Here is a 19,814-nt window from a genome sequence, read left to right as displayed (position 1 = left end):
CGCGATCCGTGCCCGGCTGGTGGCCCGTGGCGGCGTGCGATCGCGCGGCCAGCCGCGCGCTGTGCCGGGCGGCGGCGACGTCGCCGATCCGGCACTCTGCCACGGCGCGGGCGGCGAGCGCTTGGCCTTCGAGCACCCGATAGCCGCAGTCCTGTGCGATGGACAGCGCCGCGTGGCACCAGGAGAGGGCGGCGGGCTCGCCGAGTTCGGCGAGGCTCACGAGGATGTCGGCTTCGATGTAGCGGTCCGCGGATGTGCGCGCACGGGTCAAGGCATCCAACAGGATGCCGGCGTTCCCGGCGGCGATGCCCAGGATGTGCAGAGCGACGGCTTCCAGCCGGGGTTCGGCCGGTTCGCGAGCCATGTCGAGCGCCTGCCGGGCGAGCCTTGTCGCTTGTGGACGGTCGCCGCGATCGCAGTGGACCCGGGCCAACGCGCACAGCGTCGTGCCACGGCCCCGGCTGCCCGTCTGCTCGTGCAGCCGCAGCGCGTCGGTCAGCGTCTGTAACGCCTCATCCGACCGGCCGAGCAGATGGTAGACCGCGCCCAGATTGCCCAGGATGAGTGCCCGGCTGGAAACCGCGTCCTGGTGCGCCAAGGCGAGCGCCGCGTGATGATGTTCCGCGGCCTCGCTGAGCCGCCCGAGGTCGGCACAGACCATCCCGAGATTGTTGTGGTTGACGGCAACACCCGCGATCCGGCCGCTGCGCCAGTTGAGCTCCAGCGCCTGCTCCATGACACGCAAGGCTTCGCGCGGCCGGCCGGTCATGCGAAAGACGGGGCCCAGGTTGCCCAGCGCAGTTGCCTGCCCGTCGCGCCATCCCGAGCGGTTCGCGGACTCCAGCGCCAGCTGATAGTCGTCGATTGCCTCGGGGAACCGTTCCAGCCGCCAATTGAGGACTGCGAGGCTGAGCCGGGCCGCCGCCTCGGCCTGCTCATTCCGCTCGGCCTGGGCAGCGGAAAGGCCGATCGTCGCGACCTGGGACCATTCGGTGGTGTGCATTCCCAGCCACAGGTATCCGCGCAGCGCGTCCGCCAGCGACCAGGCCAAGGCGTGCAGGCCTTGGCGTGCCGCATGCCGTGTCGCGGCGACAAGGTTGTGCCGTTGCCCGTCGAGCCAGGCAAGAGCGTCCATGTGGGAGGTGAATTGCATCGGCGAACTTGCGGGCGGGGGCAGCCGTAAGGGCAAGCGCAACACATGTGGACACAACCGGTCAGCCGCGGAGTGCACGCTGAACAGGTACCAAGAAAGCAAATCACACAATGTCCGTTGTTCGCCCTCGGCGTTTGTGAGCTCGGCGGCATAGCGGCCGAGCAGGTCGTGTGTGGCGAACCGGCCCGGCCCCCGCTCCTGCACCAGGTGCGCGTCGGCGAGGCTGGACAGCATTTCCGCCGCCTCGTCGGTCGGGCACCGCAGCATCGCGGCTGCCGACTCGACCGTCACATCGCCACCGGGCACCAGGCCGAACAGCCGGAACAGCCGCTGCAGGCGCGACGGCAGAGTCCGGTAGGAAACCGCGAACGCGGAGCGCACCGCGATCTGCTCGCCTTCGCCGATCGTCAGCATGGTCAGCGGCTCGCCCGCGCGAAGCCGCGCCAGGTACCCATCGACCGTCTCATGTGGACGGCTGTGCAGATCGGCCGCGGCGATGCGCAGTGCCAGCGGCAGGCGTGCACAGTCCTGAGCCAGCGCGGCGACCGCGGTCCGCTGCCCGGCGACCCGGTCGGTGCCAATGACGCGCGTCAATAGCGCGGTTGCCTCCTCCGGCGCGAGCACATCCAGTGACAGCCGCTGTGCGTCGTGCCGGGCGGCCAGCCCATCGAGGCGGCCACGGCTGGTCACGATCACCAGGCAGCCGGCGCCCCCGGGCAGCAGCGGCCGGATCTGCGCCGTGTCGCGAGCGTTGTCGAGCAGGACCAGCATCCGCCGGTCCGCGAGCACGCTACGGTAAAGATTCGTTGCCTCAACGACATTATCTGGTACCTGTGCAGGCGGCACACCGAGCGCGCGGAGGCAGCGCGACAACGCGTCCAGCGTCGCGAGTGCCGCTCCGGAAGAATAGCCGCCCAGGTCAAGAAAGAGCTGCCCACCATCGAACAGCTGCCGCACCCGATGGGCCCACCGGATGGCCAGCGCGGTCTTGCCGACCCCGGCCGTGCCGACGATCGCGACGACCGCCATGGCGCGGCTTTCCCGAGCGCGGCTCAGCATCGCGTCCAGCGCGGCGAGAGCGCGGTCGCGACCGGTGAAAGTGGACAGGTCGGCGGGCAGCTGAGCTGGGAGAAGGGCGTTGAGGGCAGCCGACGCGGGCTTGCTCGGCGCAGACTGCCGCTGCAACACCCGCACATGGGTCTCGGCGAGCCGCGCCCCCGGATCGACGCCCAACTCGTCGGCGAGCCGCCGGCGGACCCGCTCGAACACCTGTAACGCCTCGGCCCGGTGCCCCGACCCGGCCAGCGCGGTCATCAACTGCGCGGCAAGGCTTTCGCGCCAAGGGTTTTCGGACACCAGCTCGCGCAGCGGCGCGACCGCGGCGGCATGCCGGCCGAGCGCGAACTCGGCGTCGAACAGGTCCTCGTACGCGGCCAGCCGCTTGTCGTGCAGGTTGGCGGCGGCCGACGATACGAACGCGGCGGACGCGCCGGCAAGCGCCGGGCCGCGCCACAACGCCAGCCCCTGTCGCAAGAGGACGGCGGCGCGTTCATGCTCGCCGGCCTCGGCGTGCCGCCGCGCATCGGCGGTGAGCGTGGAGAAGACCAGTGCGTCCAGATCGTCGCCTGCGAGCTCGAATCGGTACCCGCCGGAATCCGAAAGGATCATATCGGGCACATCGGCCGCACGGGTCAGCTGCCGCAGCCGGGAGACGCAGACCTGGACCTGCGTGCGTGCGCTCGCGGGCAGGGCCCCGCCCCACAGCGCCTCGGCGAGCTGCTCCGCCGACACCACCACATTGGCATTAAGCAGCAGGTACGCCAGCACGGCGCGCTGCTGGGGCCGCCCCAACGGCAACGGCTCGCCCCGCACCACGGCCTCGACCGGACCGAGCACACGCCATTTCATGCCACCCCCACGTCGACGTATCGATCATTGCATGCGCCCCTGCCAGGGCGGCTAGCGGACGAATAGCCGATGGCAAGCCGGCCCGCGCAGCCTGGTGGACGCCGGGCGGGTAGCTCGGATCGTTGTGTGAAGGAGCCTTAATGACAGGAAGAATCCGCGCGGCCGTCCTCGCCGCGACGGTGCTCGGCACGCTCGTCGCCTCCGCCGGCACGGCGCAGGCAGGCCGGCCGGCCGAACCGGCATCCCGTGACGTGCGGGCCGCCGCGATGGCGTCGGGCGGGCTCGGTCCCGCCATAAACGGCGGGGTCGGCCTCGCCGCGACGTGGTTCACCGGCACGGTCGCGGCCGGTGCCAAGCAGGGCTGGACCGTGTCCGGCATCTCGGCCGGCGCCACCTATGTGATCGGGTTCAACCCGGCCGGCGCCAGCACCGCGGCCAAGTGCGAGTTCGAGACCATCAGCAACCATTACGTCCAGCGATCGGGCGGGCTGCGGCTGTTTCATTTCACCATCCAGAACGTCGGCTCTATCGATTGCGGCGCAACGGTTCTGCTCTCATCGGTGACCAGCGTGGTCGAAGGCTCCACCGGCGGGATGGCCCCGGGTGAGACCCAGTGGCACTTCTTCAACGTCGGCTGGGACACCAACTGGGTGGCCGGGCTCAACCCGAGCGGGGCCACGAGCTCGGCGGACTGCAAGTTCCAGGCCACACGCTCCTGGTATGTGCAGCCCGGGAGCGATCTCCGCCAGTTCTGGGTGGAGGTCAAGAACGTGGGCAGCGTCACCTGTCAGACCGACATACGGCTCGGCTCCACCAGTGTCTCCCGCACCTTCGCCATCTCCAGCACGGGTCCCGGCGGGACCCGGATCGGGAGCTGGAACAACGCCAATCCCGTCACCTCGGCCTACCTGGTCGGAGTGGCGCCCCAGGGCAGCTGGCCCGAGCCGTGCCAGTTCGAGGTCACGCGCGTGGTTTACCAACAGCGCATCAACACTGATGGATCCTCTGAGCGCGAGCTCCGGATCTACTTCAAGAACGTCGGCGCGGTCACCTGTAGTGGACGGGCCGAGCTGAGGACCATCGCGGCTTGATCCCGCACCCATCCCTGCGGCCATCGCATGACAACCACCGTTGTCGCGCGGTGGCCGCGCGCTCTCTCAGTCAAAGCGCAGGGTTTCGAAGATTGCCCGGAAAGCCGTGCCGTATTGTTCGGCGACCGCGGCCGGGCAGGTGGCATAGCAGTGCACCAGATGCTGTGTCTGCCCGCCGATCAAAAGCGCCGCCTGTGCTTGGAACAACGGGAAAGGCAGGCTCGGCGCGGTCAGCGTGAGCGCGGACAATACGGCATCATGCCCGTCTATCGTGCTCCGCTGCCGACCCTCCAACCTTGGCTGCATCACGCCGGCGGCGGGTGCCGCTTGCAGCTGGTCGATCAGTTGGTCCAGCGTGTCATCGGTCAACACGCGGGTCAGGAGCACGATCAGGTTGACGGTGAACCCCGCCGGCGAGCGGCTGTCGACCGCGAATGCTGCGGCTGTCGCATGTGGACGCTCCTCCCACCCCGCGGGAAGGCTGAGCCGGAACGCGGGCGGCGTGGGAGACAGCGGGCCAGGATAGGTCAGTTGCATGCTCGGACTCCGGTCACACTAGGGGAGAAGGAAACGTGCGGCGCCTGCCTGGGCGCGCATCGCGGCGACTTCGCGCGCCACTTCTCGGACGTTTTCCAAAATTTGCTGGGTACCCTGCAGGAGCGCCTCCTGCAGCAAAGTGGACAGTCCTTCCCACGAAGGCGCGCCCCCGCCCTTCGACGCGGCACCACCGCCCGTTTGCGCCGCCTCGTGCATATCCGCAACTGCGCCGACCGGATCGCCCGCCATGGCGGCCGTTTGGTGGACTGCCGTGTCGCCCGCGGCCTCTGCGGCTTGCTGTGCTGTCGTGCTCGCCGCCTCTGCGGCTTGCTGTGCGGCATCGCGCGCTTCGGCGGCCGCGTCCGCCAGGCCGCCGGCACCGGCCTGTTGCTCCGCGGCGCCGACAGCGTCTGCGGCGTGCTGTGCAGCCGCTGCGGCCAGGTCGCCCACGGCACCGTCCTCAGCCGACGCGTCCTCGAGCTTGTCGGCGACCGCCGGGTCGAAGAAGTCGGAGACAGCGTCGGCCACGCTGGAGGCCGCGTCTCCCACGATGTCGGCGGCGCCACTGGCCAGGCCCTCGACCGTCCCGATCGGGTCCTTGAAGGCTTCGAAGATTTCCTTGGGCGAGATGGAAAAGTCCAGCGAAAACCCGGCTCCGACGCCGAGCGCGATTCCCAGATCCAGCTCGAAGCCAACCTTCTCCCACCCTAGCGAGCCACCGCCGCGTACCTCGACGCCGACACCGGCCTTGACTTCCACGCCGGTGCCGACGGCGGCCGCACTGCCGCCCACGGACACACCGGCTCCGGCCTCCGCGCCCGCTTCCGCACCGACGCCGCCGCTGGCCGAGACGCCGTCCTTGCCGACCGAGACGGCCCCGGCGGCATCGGCTTTGGCGCCCGCTTCCGCTTCGGCGTGACCCTTGGCCTCGCCGACACCGTCCACTCCCACCTCTCCGGAGGCGCTCGCGCTCGCGGTCGCCTCAGCGGAAGCCTTGGCGCTGGCCGATGCACCGTCGGGCCCGATCGAGGCGGCCGCTTCGGCCTCGGCCTTGGCGCGCAGCGCCGCATCGGCCTGACCCTGCGCGTGCACGGGCCCGGCGTCGATGCGGCCCTCGGCGTGTGCGGTGACTTCGCCGCCGACACCCGCCTTCGCGGACACATGGTGGTTGCCCTTCTCGTCGACGCGGTGGTCGGCTTCGCCGTACGCCCAGCCGCCCGCCGAGGCGCTCGCGACTCCCGAACCAGAGACGATGCCGCTGTCGAACCTGCCGCGTTCCTCCCACGAGACACCGAAACCGGCCCTCGCAGCGGCGCTGGGCTGTGCGGGCATGCTGCCGTCGGCGTTGACCCACGGCTTGTCCCATGGCTCGGGCGCGGGGCGCACCATGTTGACCAGGCGCAGGATCCAGACCGGGATTTGCTTGTCGCCGTGCGGCTGCTGCGGCGCGGGCTCGGTCTGCTTGGGCGCGTTGGCCGGCGGCAGTCCCTCCTCCGCCTCCAACGCAAGCACCTCATGGGCGAGGGTGTCATGGTCGGCGGTCAGCTGTGCGCCAAGGCTTTCCAGCCCGGCCATCACCTGTTGGTACCCGGTGTGCGCGCCCGCGTCGCGTTGCAGCTCCACGGCGGCACGGGCCAGATCGAGCCGGATGTCGCCGAGCCGTTGGAGCGCGCCCTGCAGCACGCGAGACACCTCGCGAAGGTCGTCGGTGTCGATGACGATGCGTTCGGCCATGATCAGGTGGACTTCCTCGGCATCGGCGCCGGTGCGGGAGCGGCGCCGTCGGGTGTGGACGCGGCCGCGGCCTGCTGGCTTTGGGCACGCAGCCAGCGGCCGAGGTCACGCAGTTGGACGGCCAGCCGCATGGCCTCGGCGCGCCGGCCGCGCAGCGACTGGCGGAACCGGGTGGCCTTGGCGCAGCGCCACTTGGCCCTGTCCCCGTGGCGCACCAGCTCTTGGCCCAGGTAGTAGAGGTCGTCGGCCCGGTTGAGCAGCACCCGGGCGAGCTCTTCGAGCCGTGCCGGATCGGCTGGCATGGCTTAGGAGCCGGCCTTCATCAGGGCGTCGCGGCGGCGCGAGATCTCGGTGGCGGCCTCGCCCATCTGCTGCTGCAACCGTTGCAGCATCGGCTCGAAGTCGCTCTGCCACGCCTCGCGGAAGCGTGCTGCGGCCGGGCCCTCCCAGTAGGTGTTGCCGAGCTGGCCGCGAATGGTGCTGAGCACGTCAGCGACCATTCCCGACTGCCGGTCGAAGGTGGCCTTCAGCGCGGCCAGCTGGTCGAGTTCTCCGCCGATGGTGGGCACGGTTCCTCCTAGGAATCGATATGAAGTGATTTGGTCAGGGCGTCGAGCACGTCGTCGCCCCCGGCTGGCACGAGTTTGGCGGTGAGATCGTCCGCGTCGTCGCCGTTTCCATTGCCGCCGCCACCGCCCATGGGCGTGGCCGCGGGTGGCAGCAGCCAATAGCCATCGGGCGCGACCGCCCAGGCGATCTCGAATCCGGTGCGTTGACCGGCGCCCGCGCGCATCACGATGCTCACGGCGAACCGTTCTCCGGCGGCCAGTGCCGCTCCCGCCGATTCCGCGGTGGCCTCCGGCGCCCCGCCGTCTTTGAGCAGCGCGATGGCCGCGTCGGGGACACCGGTCGCGGCGGCTTCCCGCAGCACGTTCAACGGGAGCGTCACCCCGGCTCCGGCGGGCGCGGGCGTCGCGGCGAGCCTGCACCGCATCGCGATCCGCTCCGGCAGCCGTTCGGTGTGCAGCGGGGTCAGCCGGAACGCGTCACCGTCGGACAACAACTCGACGGACGCGTCCGGTACCCCGGCGATGCGCACCGTGCGCGAAGACCAATGTGGACCCTTGCCGCGGTGGATCATCACGGATATCGCCGGGCGGCACGCGATTTCCAGCAGGCGCGCGGCCGTGACGGGGATGCGAAACGGCTCGCCCGGGATGAGAATCCCACGCTCCACTAACGACTGTCGCGCCATCGTCAGCGTCGCCTCGCGCCGCGCGCGGGTCAGCTCCTCCAGCGCGCTGGTGACATACCCCGGCACCGGCTCGCCGAGAAACCCGCCCAGCACCACGAGCTGCTCGACGCTGAGCACCAATGACGACTCGCCGATAGCGCTTCCCATGTGGCCCACCGTAGGAAGCGCGAGTCAACGTCAAGTAAAGGTGGGTTCACAGCGCACAATATCGCTACATCTACCGATTTGTATGGTCGACTAAGCGGACGCGCCGTCGTCCCTGTGGGAAAGCGTTGACAGCGTTCTGAAAGCGGATTGGCAGCAGCTCCTGGTAGGTCTATGCCGATCGATCTCCTCGGCAATCCTCGGGAGGACCCGCAAATGTCGCCGCGTCGTTGGCTCTGCGCAATCGCACTCGCCGTCCTGATCGGTGCGGGGGTGCCGTTATCCGGCTCGCCTGCGGGCGCGGCCCCGGGACCGGTCGCCTGCGCCGGTGAGGCGGCCGATGTGAGGTCGGCGGCCGAGATGGCCCGGCGGTGCTCGTCCCGGGTCGAGGTGCTCGCACACCGTACCGAGAAAAATCAAGAATTTATCAATCCGGATGGGACGCGCGTCCTCGAGCTGGCCGCCCATCCCCAACGGGCCCGCAAACGGGACGGTACCTGGTCCGCGCTCGACGCCACGCTGCTGTCCAATCCCGACGGCACGCTGTCGCCGGCCGCCGTGGCCGTGCCGCTGACCTTCTCCGGCGGCGGGACCGGCCCACTGGTGAGCGGACGCGAGTTCGGCATCGCGTGGCCGGGCACGCTGCCGCGCCCGATCGTCAACGGCGCCACCGCCACCTATCCCGAGGTGCTGCCGGGCGTCGACCTCGTGCTGACCGCGCTGCACACCGGCTTCTCCGAGGTGCTCGTGGTCAAGGATGCCACCGCGGCACGCAATCCGGCCCTGCGCGACGTGCGGTTCGCCACCACCGGCGCGCGCTGGGAGCGGGACGACAACGGGGGATTGCGTGCTGTCGATGTGTCCGGTAAGCCCATCCTCGTCGCGCCCGCGCCGCTGGCCTGGGACTCCGCGACGCCGAATCCCCGCGGGATGCGGGCCCGGCGCAGCACGGCGGCCCGGCCGGGCGAGGCCGCACGGGTCGCCCCCATCGACGTGTCGGTCGCGGAGGGCACGCTGACCCTGTCTACGCCATCGTCGCTTTTGGACGATTCGGCGGTCGAGTTCCCGGTTTTCGTCGACCCGACGCTCGGCACCGTCGCCTGGACCATGATCAATGCTGCGCATCAGACACAGTCCTACTGGAGCTATGACCGGACCGACTGCTCCGGAAGCCATCCCGCCGGGACCAACTGCGCCAAGGTCGGCAAGGCTCCCGGCTTCACCGACACATACCGGTCGCTGTTCCAGTTCGACACCTCGCAGTTGAGCGGCAAGCAGGTCCTGCCCGGCGTGGTCTTCTCCATCGACCTGCTCCACTCGAAGTCGTGCACCGCCCACTGGACGGAGCTGCGGCGCATCAACGCGACGCTCGGCCCCGGCACCGACTGGTCGAACAACCACGTTCACTGGCTGCACGCGTCGGCGTCGCACCTGACCGAGTCGTGCCAATCCCAGCGCAAGTACAGCGAATTCGCGCACCCGACGCTGCAGGCCGAAATGGAACAGCTCGCCGACACCGGCGGGGCGTGGGCAACCTACGGTCTGCGCGCCGTGGACGAGCCCAACCCCGAGGCCTGGAAGAAGTACGACGCGCACACCGCGAAACTGGTGGTGCCGGTCAACATCCGGCCCGCCACGCCCAATAACCTCACCGTCGACGGCAAGCCCTGCGTCGCCGGCGACAACCGTCCCGCGATCGCCACGTTCACGCCGACGCTGCGCGCGCACGCGACCGATGGCGACGGCGACACCATGCAGCTGCACTTCGCCTACGCCCGCTGGAAGTACAAGGATGTCCCGCTGCGGGGCGATTTCAACGCCGACGGCAAGGACGATCTGACCTTTTGGCGTCCCTCCGACGGCACCTGGCACGTGTCGCTGACCGACGGTGCGGCACAGCCCGTGCGGCAGTGGGGGGTCAACGGTGACATTCCCGTCACCGGGGATTTCAACGGCGACAACAAGGCCGACGCGATGGTGTGGCGGCCGAGCGAGGCCAAGTGGTACGTCGCCTACACCGGCGGCGGGACGGGCCTGTTCCGCGAGTGGGGCATCACCGGGGATGTCCCGCTGGCCGCCGACTTCAACGGCGACGGCAAGGACGACACCGCCGTGTGGCGCCCGAGCGAGGGCAAGTGGTACATCTACCACACCGATGGCTCGGCACTGCCGGCGTTCTCCTGGGGCACGGCGGGCGACGTCCCGCTGGCCGGCGACATCAACGGCGACAACAAGGATGACGCGGTCATCTGGCGCCCGGGGACCGGCGAGTGGTACGTGGCCTACACAGGCGGCTCGACGGTGAACTTCAAAACCCACGGCGCGCGGGGCGATGTGCCGCTGATCGCCGACTTCAACGGCGACGGCAAGGACGACGTGGCCTACTACCGGCCGTCCAACCAGTCCTTCCACGTCGCGCACACCGGTGCGGCGCTGGCGAACCGGACGGTCAACCGCAGCGACGTGCCCCTCGCGGGCGACTACAACGGCGACGGCAAGGCCGACATGATGAGCTGGCGGGGCGACACGGGCACCTGGCAGGTCAGCTACACCTCGGGCGGCGACGCCGCGCTGAAGACGGGCTGGGGCAACACCGCGGGGTCCTTTGTGGACGTCGGCGGGGGCATGCAGGACCTGATCCCGAACAACACTCACGGCCAGATCACCACGATGCCCTTGGCCGACGGCGGGATCTACACCTTCCGCGCGCAGTCCAACGACGCGCCGAGCCGCCCCGGCGTCTACGGCATATCGCCCGTGACCAACATGCCGGGCAACTGCGAGTTCATGGTGGACGTCACCAAGCCGGTGGTGCCGACGGTGATCTCGACCGTCTATCCCCAGGGTGGTACCAGCGGCGGCATCGGTGTGCCCGGCCAGTTCACGTTTTCCAGCTCCTACGACGTCGTCTCCTACCGGTGGGGCTTCAACGGCGCGACCAACACCGTCTCCGGAGCCAACCCGACCGTGACCTGGACGCCGTACTCCGGTGGCGCGAAAACCCTTACCGTGACGGCGATTGACCGGGCGGGCAACGAGGCGACGAAGGTCTATCAGTTCACCGTCGTCGCACCCCCGCCCGCGCTCGCCCGCTGGAACATGGCCGACGCGGCCGGCTCGACCACGCTGCGCGACAACACGGGCCAGGGCCGGACTGCGGACCTGCACGGCGGCACGCTGGGCGCGACCGGCCGGATCCACACGGTCGAGGGCGACATCCCGCGCACCGCGCTTTCCCTTGACGGGACGGACGATTACGCCGACACAAACGACCTGATGGACACGTCTGCGAGTTTCACCGTCGGCGGATGGGTGAGGCTCGGCCAGAAGGGCGCCGATCGGGTCATCGCGACGCAGCGCGACACCAACCGCTCCGCGTTCGAGCTCCGCTTCGACAACGCCACCGACCGATGGGCCTTCGTGACCACCAACAACGATGGGGCGGTAAAGACCGCGCAGTCGTTGAGCGCGCCACAACTCAACGTGTGGACCCACATCGCGGGCGCATACGATGCGGCGACCGATACCCTGCGCATCTATGTGGACGGCCGCGAAGAAGGCGCGGCAACGGGCGCAATAACCTGGGACACCACGGCAAAACTGGTCATCGGTAGGTCGTTCGCGGGCTCGCTGGCCGAGGTGCAGGTGTGGAACCGGCACGTCTTCGGCGAGGAGGTCGCTGCGCTCGCAGACCCGCGACGGTTGGGCACCGGCCTGGTCGGCAAGTGGAATCTGGAGTGCTGCCCCGACCCCAACACCGACGTGTCGGGCCTGTTCCACGACCTGAACTACCACAACATCCCCAACATCGGCGACGTGATTGTCAACGACGCAGGGCACGGTGGTGGCCAAGGCCTGCGGCTCAACGGCGTCAACCAGCACATGGCGACCACGTCACCGGTCCTGCACACCGACCAGTCCTTCACAGTCGAGGCGTGGGTCAAGCTATCCGCTGCCAACGGGGTCAGGCAGGCGGCGGTCAGCCAGGACGCCGCGAACACGGCGGCGTTCATGCTCGGCTACAGCGGGCCCGGCAACAAATGGGTCTTCTCCCTCGCCCGCGTGGACAGCGCCACCGCACCGTCCATAGTGGATGTCCTGTCCGACCAGGAGGCCGTGCCGGGCCAGTGGGTGCACCTCGTCGGCTCCTATGACGCGGTCGCCAAGCGGGCCCGCCTGCACGTCGACGGGGTGGCGCAATCGGCCTCCCCCTCCGTGACGGCGATTGACGGCGGCGGTGTGTTCGCTCTGGGCCGTCAACGGCTCGGCGGCGCGGCGGCGGGCCCGTTCAAGGGCGACATCGACCAGGTGCGAGCCTACGTCGGGGTGCTCGCCGACACGATCGGCCCCAACCTCGCCAACTGCATGACGGTCACGGCATCGTCGAGCGCCCCGGAGATCTGGGGCTGGAGGCTGCCCGCGATCAACGACGGCGTGCGTGGTCCGGCGGGCTGGAGTTCGGCTCCCCAGGACACGCCGCACACCGAGACGGTCGAGTTCTCCTTCCCGCACCAGTCCTTCTCCCGCGTGGACCTCTACCCGCGCACCGACACGGGCAACGTCGGGGCCGGCTTCCCGGCGAACTTCACCGTCGACGTGTGGAACGGCGGCGCATGGACCCGGGTGGTGACCAAGACCAACCATCCGACGCCCACGACCGGTGCGGTGCAGAGCTTCTCGTTTCCGGTGACGGGCGGCAGCAAGCTGCGCATCACCGGAACGTCGCTGACCGTGATGCAGTTCGCCGAGGTCGAGCTGTTCGCACCGGTCACTCCACTCGCGACGGAGCTGCTCGGGCCGAACCTGGCCAGCTGCCGCCCGGCCGCGTTCTCGTCCACGACCGAGCAGTGGGGCTGGTCTCCGCGAGCCGTCAACGACGGGGTCCGCGGGCCGATGGGCGCCAGCTCGTACTCCCAGCTCGATGTGGACCACACCGAGTGGGTCGAGTTCAGCTTCCCGCGACAGGAGGTCAACCGCGTCGTGCTCTTCCCGCGCACCGATTCCGGGCACGTTGGGGAGAACTTCCCGGCCAACTTCACCATCGAGGTCTGGGACGGCTATCAGTGGTTCGCGGTCATCGAGCGCGACAACTATCCCAGGCCGGCCAACGGCGCCGGAGAGGTGTTCGTCTTCGACACCCGCATGGCTTCCAAACTGCGCGTCGTCGGCACATCCCTGAGATACATGCAGTTCGCCGAGGTCGAGATCTACCGCACCGGAGGTGCCTCATGAGTCCGCGCAAATGGGTCTGGAGCGTCACCGTGGTGGCCATCGTGTCGCTGCTGTCGACGTCCGCCCACGCGCTGCCCGCAACGGCCGCGCCATACAAGCCGCCCAAGGCGCAGGAAGAGCCGAAGATCTTCGGTCAGTCGGTGCGGCCGGAGCGGGTCGAGCCGGAAAGCACGGGGCGGCCCTTCCAAGCCGCCGATCCGGTGTGGCCGGTGAGGTCCACTGTGGACGTGGTGCTGCCGTCGGCGCGTGAGCGCAGGCTGGGTGGTGCGGCGGCGGTGGCTGCGGGCGACCTTCCGGTGACGGTGGAGTCGTCGGCGCTGGCGCAGGCACGCGTGCACGCGTTCGGCCGGGACGAGGCCAGGGCGGCCGGGGTGGATGGCGTGCTGCTGCGGGTGAGCCGGGCCGATGAGGTCGCGGCGGCCGGGCCGGTGCGGGTTTCCGTCGGGTATGCCGGGTTCCGGCATGCCTACGGCGGGGACTGGGCCCACCGGCTGCGCCTTATGCTGCTGCCCGAGTGCGCCCTGACCACCCCGACCGCGCCGGCCTGCCAGCCCACGCCTTTGGATTCGGTCAACGACGCGCGGAGCGCGACCGTGACCGCCACGGTCGGGGTGACGGGCGCGTCGACGAAGGCGAGCCCGGTGCACGGTCCGACGGCGGCCGACGAGCCGGTGCTCAACCGCACTGAAGGCGGCGCGCTGGTGGCTCTGGCCGCGGCGCCCGCGGGCTCGACCGGTGACTACAAGGCGACCTCGCTGTCGCCGTCGGCTACGTGGAACGCGGGTGGCAACACCGGCGACTTCTCGTGGTCGTACGACCTGCGGGTTCCGCCGGCCGTCAACGGGCCGGCACCCTCGATCGCGCTGGGCTACTCGTCGTCGAGTGTGGACGGTCGCATGGCGTCGGCCAACAATCAGCCGTCGTGGATCGGGGAGGGCTTCGAGTGGCATCCCGGCTATGTGGAGCGGCGCTACAACACGTGCTCGGAAGACATGGGCAACGGCGCCAACAACACCACCAAGACCGGTGATCAGTGCTGGGACACCGACAACGCCACCATCTCCTTCTCCGGCCATGCCGGCGAGCTGATCAAGGGCGCGGGCAATCGTTGGCATCTGCGCGAAGACGATGGCACGAAGGTGGAACGCCGGACCGGAGGCCCGAACACGGGCGGCTCCAACCCCGACAACGACGGCGAGTGGTGGGTGGCCACCACGCCGGACGGCACGCAGTGGTGGTTCGGTGGGCGTGCCGGGTCCAATGCGACGTTGGTGTCGACCGTGTTCGGCAACCACAGCGGCGAGCCGTGTCACCAGTCGTCGTTTGCCGCGTCGCACTGCAACCAGGCGTACCGCTGGCAGCTCGACCACGTCGTGGACGTGCACGGCAACACGATGTCGTTGACGTATGTGAAGGAGACCAACAAGTACGGGCGTAACAACAAGGTCGAGGACGACACGGTCTACGACCGCGACGGATACCTGCAGAAGATTGAGTATGGGACGCGGACGGGTTCGGCGGGGCCGGCGCCGATGCAGGTGTTGTTCACCGTGGCGGACCGGTGTCTGGCTAACTGTGCGGATAAGAAGAATTGGCCCGACGTCCCGCTCGACGAGGAGTGCACGGCTGTGACGTGTGCGCTGACGCAGACGGCGCCGTCGTTTTGGACGAAGAAGCGGCTGGTCGGGGTCAAGACGCAGGTGTGGGGTGGTTCTGCTTATCGTGATGTGGAGGAGTGGGCGTTCACGCACACGTTCCCGGATCCGACCGACAGCATCACCCCGGCTTTGTGGCTGGAGAAGATCACGCATGTGGGTTCGCCGGATGGTGACGTGGGCCCGCGCACGACGATTCCGGACATCACGTTCACCGGGCAGTATCTTCCGAATCGGGTGGACACGGCGGGGGATCAGTATCCGGCGATGAACCGGTTCCGGATCAGGACGATTACGTCAGAGGCGGGTGGGAAGCTTGATGTGACGTATTCGGCCAAGGATTGTGTGCCGGGTTCGCGCATGCCCAACCAGAGTGCGTTGCAGGACAACGGCCTGCGGTGTTATCCGGTGAGGTGGATTCCGCCGGGGCACACCAATCCGATCAACGATTTCTTCCACAAGTATGTGGTCACGGATGTGGTGGAGGCCGACATCTTCGGTGCGTCGTCGCGTGCGCTCACGCATTACGACTATGTGGGTGCTGCGGCGTGGCATTACACCGACGAAGACGGGATGATCAAGAAGGAGTACAAGACGTGGTCGGTGTGGCGTGGTTATGGTGCTGTGCGCACGGTCAAGGGCGACGGTACGGATGGGCCGCAGACGGTGGAGGAGCGGCGCTATTTCCGTGGCATGCACGGTGACAAGTTGCCGTCGGGCACACGCAACGTGCAGTTGCCCGCCATCGCGATCGGCAACATCCCGGCCGTCAACGACGAGGACGCGTTCGCCGGGCAGGTGCGCGAGACCATCACCTACAACGGCGCCAACGAGGTTTCGGCCACGGTGGTCGAACCATGGCAGTCGGCCCCGACCGCGACCCGCACGCTGGACGGCGCCACCGTGCACGCGCGCTTCGTCAACAGCAGCGCCACCCACACCAGGACGGCGCTCGACAGGGGCCGTCCACATCGGACAACCTCAACGGCGGTCCTCCAGTTCGACGCGTACGGCATGGCGGTCAAGACCGAGGACCGGGGCGAGCCGGTCGCGGGTGACGAGAAGTGCACGCTGACCGACTACGTGCGTAACACCGCCGCCTGGCTCACCGACGAGACGGCGCGCGTGCGGGTGTTCGCCGTGGACTGCGCTCGCGCGTTGGCCGGTGGGCTCACCGACGACGACGTGATCAGTGACACGAAGACTTCGTACGACCAGGCGGCGTGGACGTCGGGGGACACGACCACCGTGCCGAGCCGTGGGCTGGTGAGCAAGACGGAGACGCTGAAGGCGTACAACGGTGGGGCCCCGACCTATCACGTGTCCAGCCGGGCGACGCACGACATCCACGGCCGGGTGCTGGAATCGTGGGATGTGCGGGGGGCGAAGACCACAACCACCTACACTCCGGCGACCGGCGGGCCGGTCACGGGCACGTCTGAGGTTAACCACCTCAACTGGACACCGAAACTGACGGCGCTGGAGCCCGCGTTCGGGTTGCCGAAGTCGACGACGGATGTCAACGGGCGCAAGGTGGAGTTCGGCTACGACGGCCTCGGCCGGCTGACCCAGGTGTGGTTGCCCAACCGGGCGCGCACGGCGACGCCCAGCATTGTTTACGAGTACCTGATCCGCAACAACGCCCACACCGTCGTCATCTCGAAGCGACTAAACCCAGCCGGCGACTACATCGTCAGCTACAAACTGCACGACAGCCTGCTGCGGCTACGCCAGACCCAGGAGCCCGACGAGCGAGGGGCGGGGTCCGCGGTCATCACCGACACGTTCTACGACAGCGCCGGGCGTTCGTTCAAGACACACGACGAGTACGTGGCCTACAACTCGTCGGGTCGGCCGGTCGCGCCGAGCGTGGACATCTTCCAGCCGACCGGGACCATCCCGTCGTTCAAAGTGGTCGAGTTCGACGGCGCCGGGCGCGAGACCGCCGTCATCCACAAGGTGGACGGGCCACCGGCGAGTCCGGGCGGGACGGAGAAGTGGCGGACCACGACCCGCTACGGCGGCGACCGGACGGATGTCACGCCGCCCGCCGGGGGCACCGCCACGTCGACGATCATTGACGCCGATGACAAGACGGTCGAGCGGCGGGATTACCGGACCGGGTTCACGGCCGGCAGCGACACCGGTTACGACAAGACGGTGTTCGAGTACAACCGCAAGGACGAGATGACAAAGATCGTCGATGCGGCGAACAATGTCTGGCAGTACAAGTACGACCTGCAGGGCAAGCAGATCGAGAACATCGACCCGGACAAGGGCACGACCCTGACCCGGCACAACGACGCCGGCGACATCGAGGCCACGCGCGACGGCAACGGCGACTGGATTTCGTATCGGTACGACGCCTTGGGCCGCAAGCGCTCGTCGCACGACGGCGCGGACGGGACCGGACCGGTGCGCGCCGAATGGGTCTACGACACGCTTTCCAACGGCACCGCGGTGTACGGGGAACTGGTCAAGACGATCCGGCACGACGCGGGCGGGCAGTACATCAAGGAGCACACCGGTTACACCCTCGACTACCATCCGACCGGCACGAAATACACCATCGCCGACCCGGATCTGGGTGGCTCCTACAGCTATACCTACACGTATCACGCGGACGGCTCGTCGGCGACCACGCGCCTGCCCGCGTTCGGCGACCTGCCGATGGAGCAGCTCACCCACGGCTACAACGCCTGGGGCAAGGCCAGCACACTGAGCACGAGCCTGGACGCGTCGACGTATGTAGCGGACCTGATCGATGGCACGCCCGGCACGCAGTACACCAGTTTCGGCGAGGTGTCGGCGGTACATCTGCGCAACAACGACGGTGAGCTGGTCGACATCACCCACTCCTACGAGACCGACACGCGCCGGCTCCGGCAGATCTGGACCAGCCGGCAGACCGCGCCGACGGATGTGGCGGATCAGCGGTTCGAGTACGACGCCTCGGGTAACGTAGTCAAGATCTCGGATCTGGTGGCCGGGGATCACCAGTGCTTCCGCACCGACCACCTGCGACAGCTGAAGGACGCGTGGACACCGTCCAATGGCGACTGTCGGCCCGACCCCACGGCAGGTGCGCTCGGCGGGCCGTCGAAGTATTGGCACAGCTTCAGCTATGACGCGGCCGGCAGCCGCACCGAGCTGGTGGAGCACGCCACACCCACGGGCGACAAGAAGACCACCTACACGATCGCGGCCGGGAAGCACCAACTCGTCGCCGCCAACACCGCCGTCTACAAATATGACGACGCGGGCAACATGATCGAACGGCCTGCGCCCGGTGGCGGCGTGCAGACCATGACCTGGGACGCCGAGGGCCGCCTCGCGACAAGCGTGGACTCTACCGGTACCACGTCATATATCTACGACGCGGACGGCAACCGGCTGATTCGCAAAGATCCCACGGGCAAGACGCTATATCTGCCCGGTCAGGAACTGCGCTTCACCACCGCCGGCGCGACGAAGGTTGGCGTTCGTTATTACACCCACGGCGACTTGACCATCGCCATGCGGACCGCGGCTGACGGGGTGGTGTGGCTGGTCGGTGACCACCACGGCACGGCCCAGATCTCGGTCAAGGCGGTCGGGCAGGCCACCTCGATCCGGCGGGAGACACCGTTCGGCGCGCTGCGCCAGACGGTCGGCACGTGGCCGTCGGCGATGGACAAGGGTTTCGTGGGCGGCACCAACGACAACACGGGCCTGACCCACCTCGGCGCCCGTGAGTACGACTCGCTCATCGGCAGGTTCATCTCGGTCGATCCGGTGATCGACATCAAGGACCCGCAGCAGATGAACGGGTACAACTACGCCAACAACGCCCCGGTCACCGCCAGCGACCCGGACGGCCTGTGGCCCAAGTGGCTCGACAAAGCCGTCAACAAGGTCACCAGCGTGGTGAAGAAGGTCGCGTCGACGGTCAAGAAAGCGGCCAAGTCGGTCGGCAAGTGGGTACACGACAAGGCAGGCACCATCTCCACCGTCCTCGGGGTCGCGGCCATGGCCTGCTCGGTGATCCCGCCGCTGCAGATCGCCGCGCCCTTCCTCGGGGCCGCGTCCACGGCGGTCGGTGCGATCGAAACCTACAAGAGCTGTAAGGGTGGCAAGGGCGGCGATTGCGCGATGGGCATCGCCGACATGGTCCCGGGCGGCCGGGCCATCGGCGCGGCGGTGAAGGGGGTCAAGCACGCCGACGAGGCCGTGGGCGCCGCCAAGGGCGCGGGCAAACGCGGCGACACCCCCAGCACATCGAAGGCCAACTGCCACAGCTTCGACCCGGCCACGCCGGTGCTCATGGCCGACGGCGGTCACAAGGCCATCCGCGAGGTCGAACTCGGCGACAAGGTCGTGGCCACGGATCCCGAGACCGGGGAAACCGGCCCATACGAGGTCGTCGATCTGCACCAAAACCTCGACCAGGAGCTCACCGAGCTGACGGTCACGGTCGATCCCGATCCGGCGGTCGACGGCGACGAGACGACCGACACCATCAGCACCACGGCGAACCACCCGTTCTGGGACGAGACGGCGGGCGCGTGGGTCCACGCGGGGGACTTGAAGGTCGGACATCGCCTGCGGGACACCGATGGCAAGACCGTCGTCGTCACGAAGGTCGACAACACGATCGGCCTGAAGTGGATGAACGATCTCACGGTCGCCGGCCCGCACACCTATTACATCGTCGCGGCCGAAACGCCCGTCCTCGTCCACAACAACAAGGCGGGGGCGTGCCCCGTGCCCGGTCACGACGGCAAAACAGCCAGGCCGCTGAAGGACCGCGATGGTGACTGCACCTGCCCGGTCAAGCTCCCCCCGCGCGGAGGGCGGAACAAGCTCGCCGACGAAGCCAACGAACAGGCCGAAAGCATCAATAGGCGGAAGAAAATCTCCGAGGCGCCGGTGCGAGCTGGGGGCAACATCACCAAAGGGCTCCAGGCAGGGACAGGGGCAGGGTTCGTGGCTGCCATCGAGCTGACTCTGGGTCTGGCGGGAGTCGCGTTCGTGCGCTTGGCGAAATGGTTGCGCTATAAGTGGACGAACCGCAAACCCCCAACGGGGTGGAAGTACAAGCGATACAAGTTCCACTAGAAGGCGGT

General features: G+C 68.5%; 9 protein-coding genes. 3 read left to right on the top strand and 6 right to left on the bottom strand.

Going from position 1 to position 19,814, the window contains the following annotated elements; genetic code table 11:
* The coding region (locus tag DM816_RS17675) for an AfsR/SARP family transcriptional regulator (protein WP_117211344.1) at positions 1-3,061 on the bottom strand (3,061 nt) is incomplete at its 3' end.
* A gap of 140 nt (positions 3,062-3,201) precedes the next feature.
* Here DM816_RS17675 and DM816_RS17670 point away from each other — a divergent pair.
* Positions 3,202-4,152, top strand: a complete 951-nt coding sequence (locus DM816_RS17670) for a hypothetical protein (RefSeq protein WP_117211343.1) — start codon at positions 3,202-3,204, stop codon at positions 4,150-4,152.
* A 66-nt stretch (positions 4,153-4,218) separates the two neighbouring features.
* Here the strand turns inward: DM816_RS17670 and DM816_RS17665 are convergent, their stop codons facing one another.
* From DM816_RS17665 to DM816_RS17645, 5 genes are read right to left on the bottom strand one after another with little or no spacing between them, the layout of a single operon-like run.
* Positions 4,219-4,689, bottom strand: a complete 471-nt coding sequence (locus tag DM816_RS17665; RefSeq protein ID WP_117211342.1) for a DcrB/PsbP domain-containing protein — start codon at positions 4,687-4,689, stop codon at positions 4,219-4,221.
* An 18-nt stretch (positions 4,690-4,707) separates the two neighbouring features.
* Positions 4,708-6,423, bottom strand: a complete 1,716-nt coding sequence (locus DM816_RS17660) for a hypothetical protein (RefSeq protein ID WP_117211341.1) — start codon at positions 6,421-6,423, stop codon at positions 4,708-4,710.
* 2 nt (positions 6,424-6,425) lie between these two features.
* Complete coding sequence (locus DM816_RS17655) at positions 6,426-6,725, bottom strand: hypothetical protein (protein ID WP_117211340.1); 300 nt, start codon at positions 6,723-6,725, stop codon at positions 6,426-6,428.
* 3 nt (positions 6,726-6,728) lie between these two features.
* A complete protein-coding gene (locus tag DM816_RS17650; RefSeq protein WP_117211339.1) occupies positions 6,729-6,992 on the bottom strand; it encodes a WXG100 family type VII secretion target in 264 nt (87 codons plus the stop codon).
* 8 nt (positions 6,993-7,000) lie between these two features.
* On the bottom strand, positions 7,001-7,825 hold the full coding sequence (locus DM816_RS17645) for an ESX secretion-associated protein EspG (RefSeq protein WP_117211338.1): 825 nt from the start codon (positions 7,823-7,825) through the stop codon (positions 7,001-7,003).
* 213 nt (positions 7,826-8,038) lie between these two features.
* Between DM816_RS17645 and DM816_RS17640 the strand changes: the two genes are divergently transcribed.
* Both DM816_RS17640 and DM816_RS17635 read left to right on the top strand, forming a co-directional pair.
* Complete coding sequence (locus DM816_RS17640) at positions 8,039-13,054, top strand: LamG-like jellyroll fold domain-containing protein (protein WP_162907576.1); 5,016 nt, start codon at positions 8,039-8,041, stop codon at positions 13,052-13,054.
* A complete protein-coding gene (locus DM816_RS17635; RefSeq protein ID WP_117211336.1) occupies positions 13,051-19,806 on the top strand; it encodes a polymorphic toxin-type HINT domain-containing protein in 6,756 nt (2,251 codons plus the stop codon). Before DM816_RS17640 ends, DM816_RS17635 begins: the two co-directional genes overlap by 4 nt.
* Positions 19,807-19,814: the final 8 nt, after the last annotated feature.

The sequence above is a fragment of the Allorhizocola rhizosphaerae genome, assembly GCF_003426775.1.
GTDB lineage: Bacteria > Actinomycetota > Actinomycetes > Mycobacteriales > Micromonosporaceae > Allorhizocola > Allorhizocola rhizosphaerae.
This window is presented reverse-complemented; position numbering and strand designations above follow the sequence as displayed.

What these genes read in the sequence shown, in the direction of transcription:
- DM816_RS17670 (WP_117211343.1), top strand. Translation starts at nt 3,202, where the DNA reads ATGACAGGAAGAATCCGCGCGGCCGTCCTCGCCGCGACGGTGCTCGGC.
- DM816_RS17665 (WP_117211342.1), bottom strand. Translation starts at nt 4,689, where the DNA reads ATGCAACTGACCTATCCTGGCCCGCTGTCTCCCACGCCGCCCGCGTTC.
- DM816_RS17660 (WP_117211341.1), bottom strand. Translation starts at nt 6,423, where the DNA reads ATGGCCGAACGCATCGTCATCGACACCGACGACCTTCGCGAGGTGTCT.
- DM816_RS17655 (WP_117211340.1), bottom strand. Translation starts at nt 6,725, where the DNA reads ATGCCAGCCGATCCGGCACGGCTCGAAGAGCTCGCCCGGGTGCTGCTC.
- DM816_RS17645 (WP_117211338.1), bottom strand. Translation starts at nt 7,825, where the DNA reads ATGGGAAGCGCTATCGGCGAGTCGTCATTGGTGCTCAGCGTCGAGCAG.
- DM816_RS17640 (WP_162907576.1), top strand. Translation starts at nt 8,039, where the DNA reads ATGTCGCCGCGTCGTTGGCTCTGCGCAATCGCACTCGCCGTCCTGATC.
- DM816_RS17635 (WP_117211336.1), top strand. Translation starts at nt 13,051, where the DNA reads ATGAGTCCGCGCAAATGGGTCTGGAGCGTCACCGTGGTGGCCATCGTG.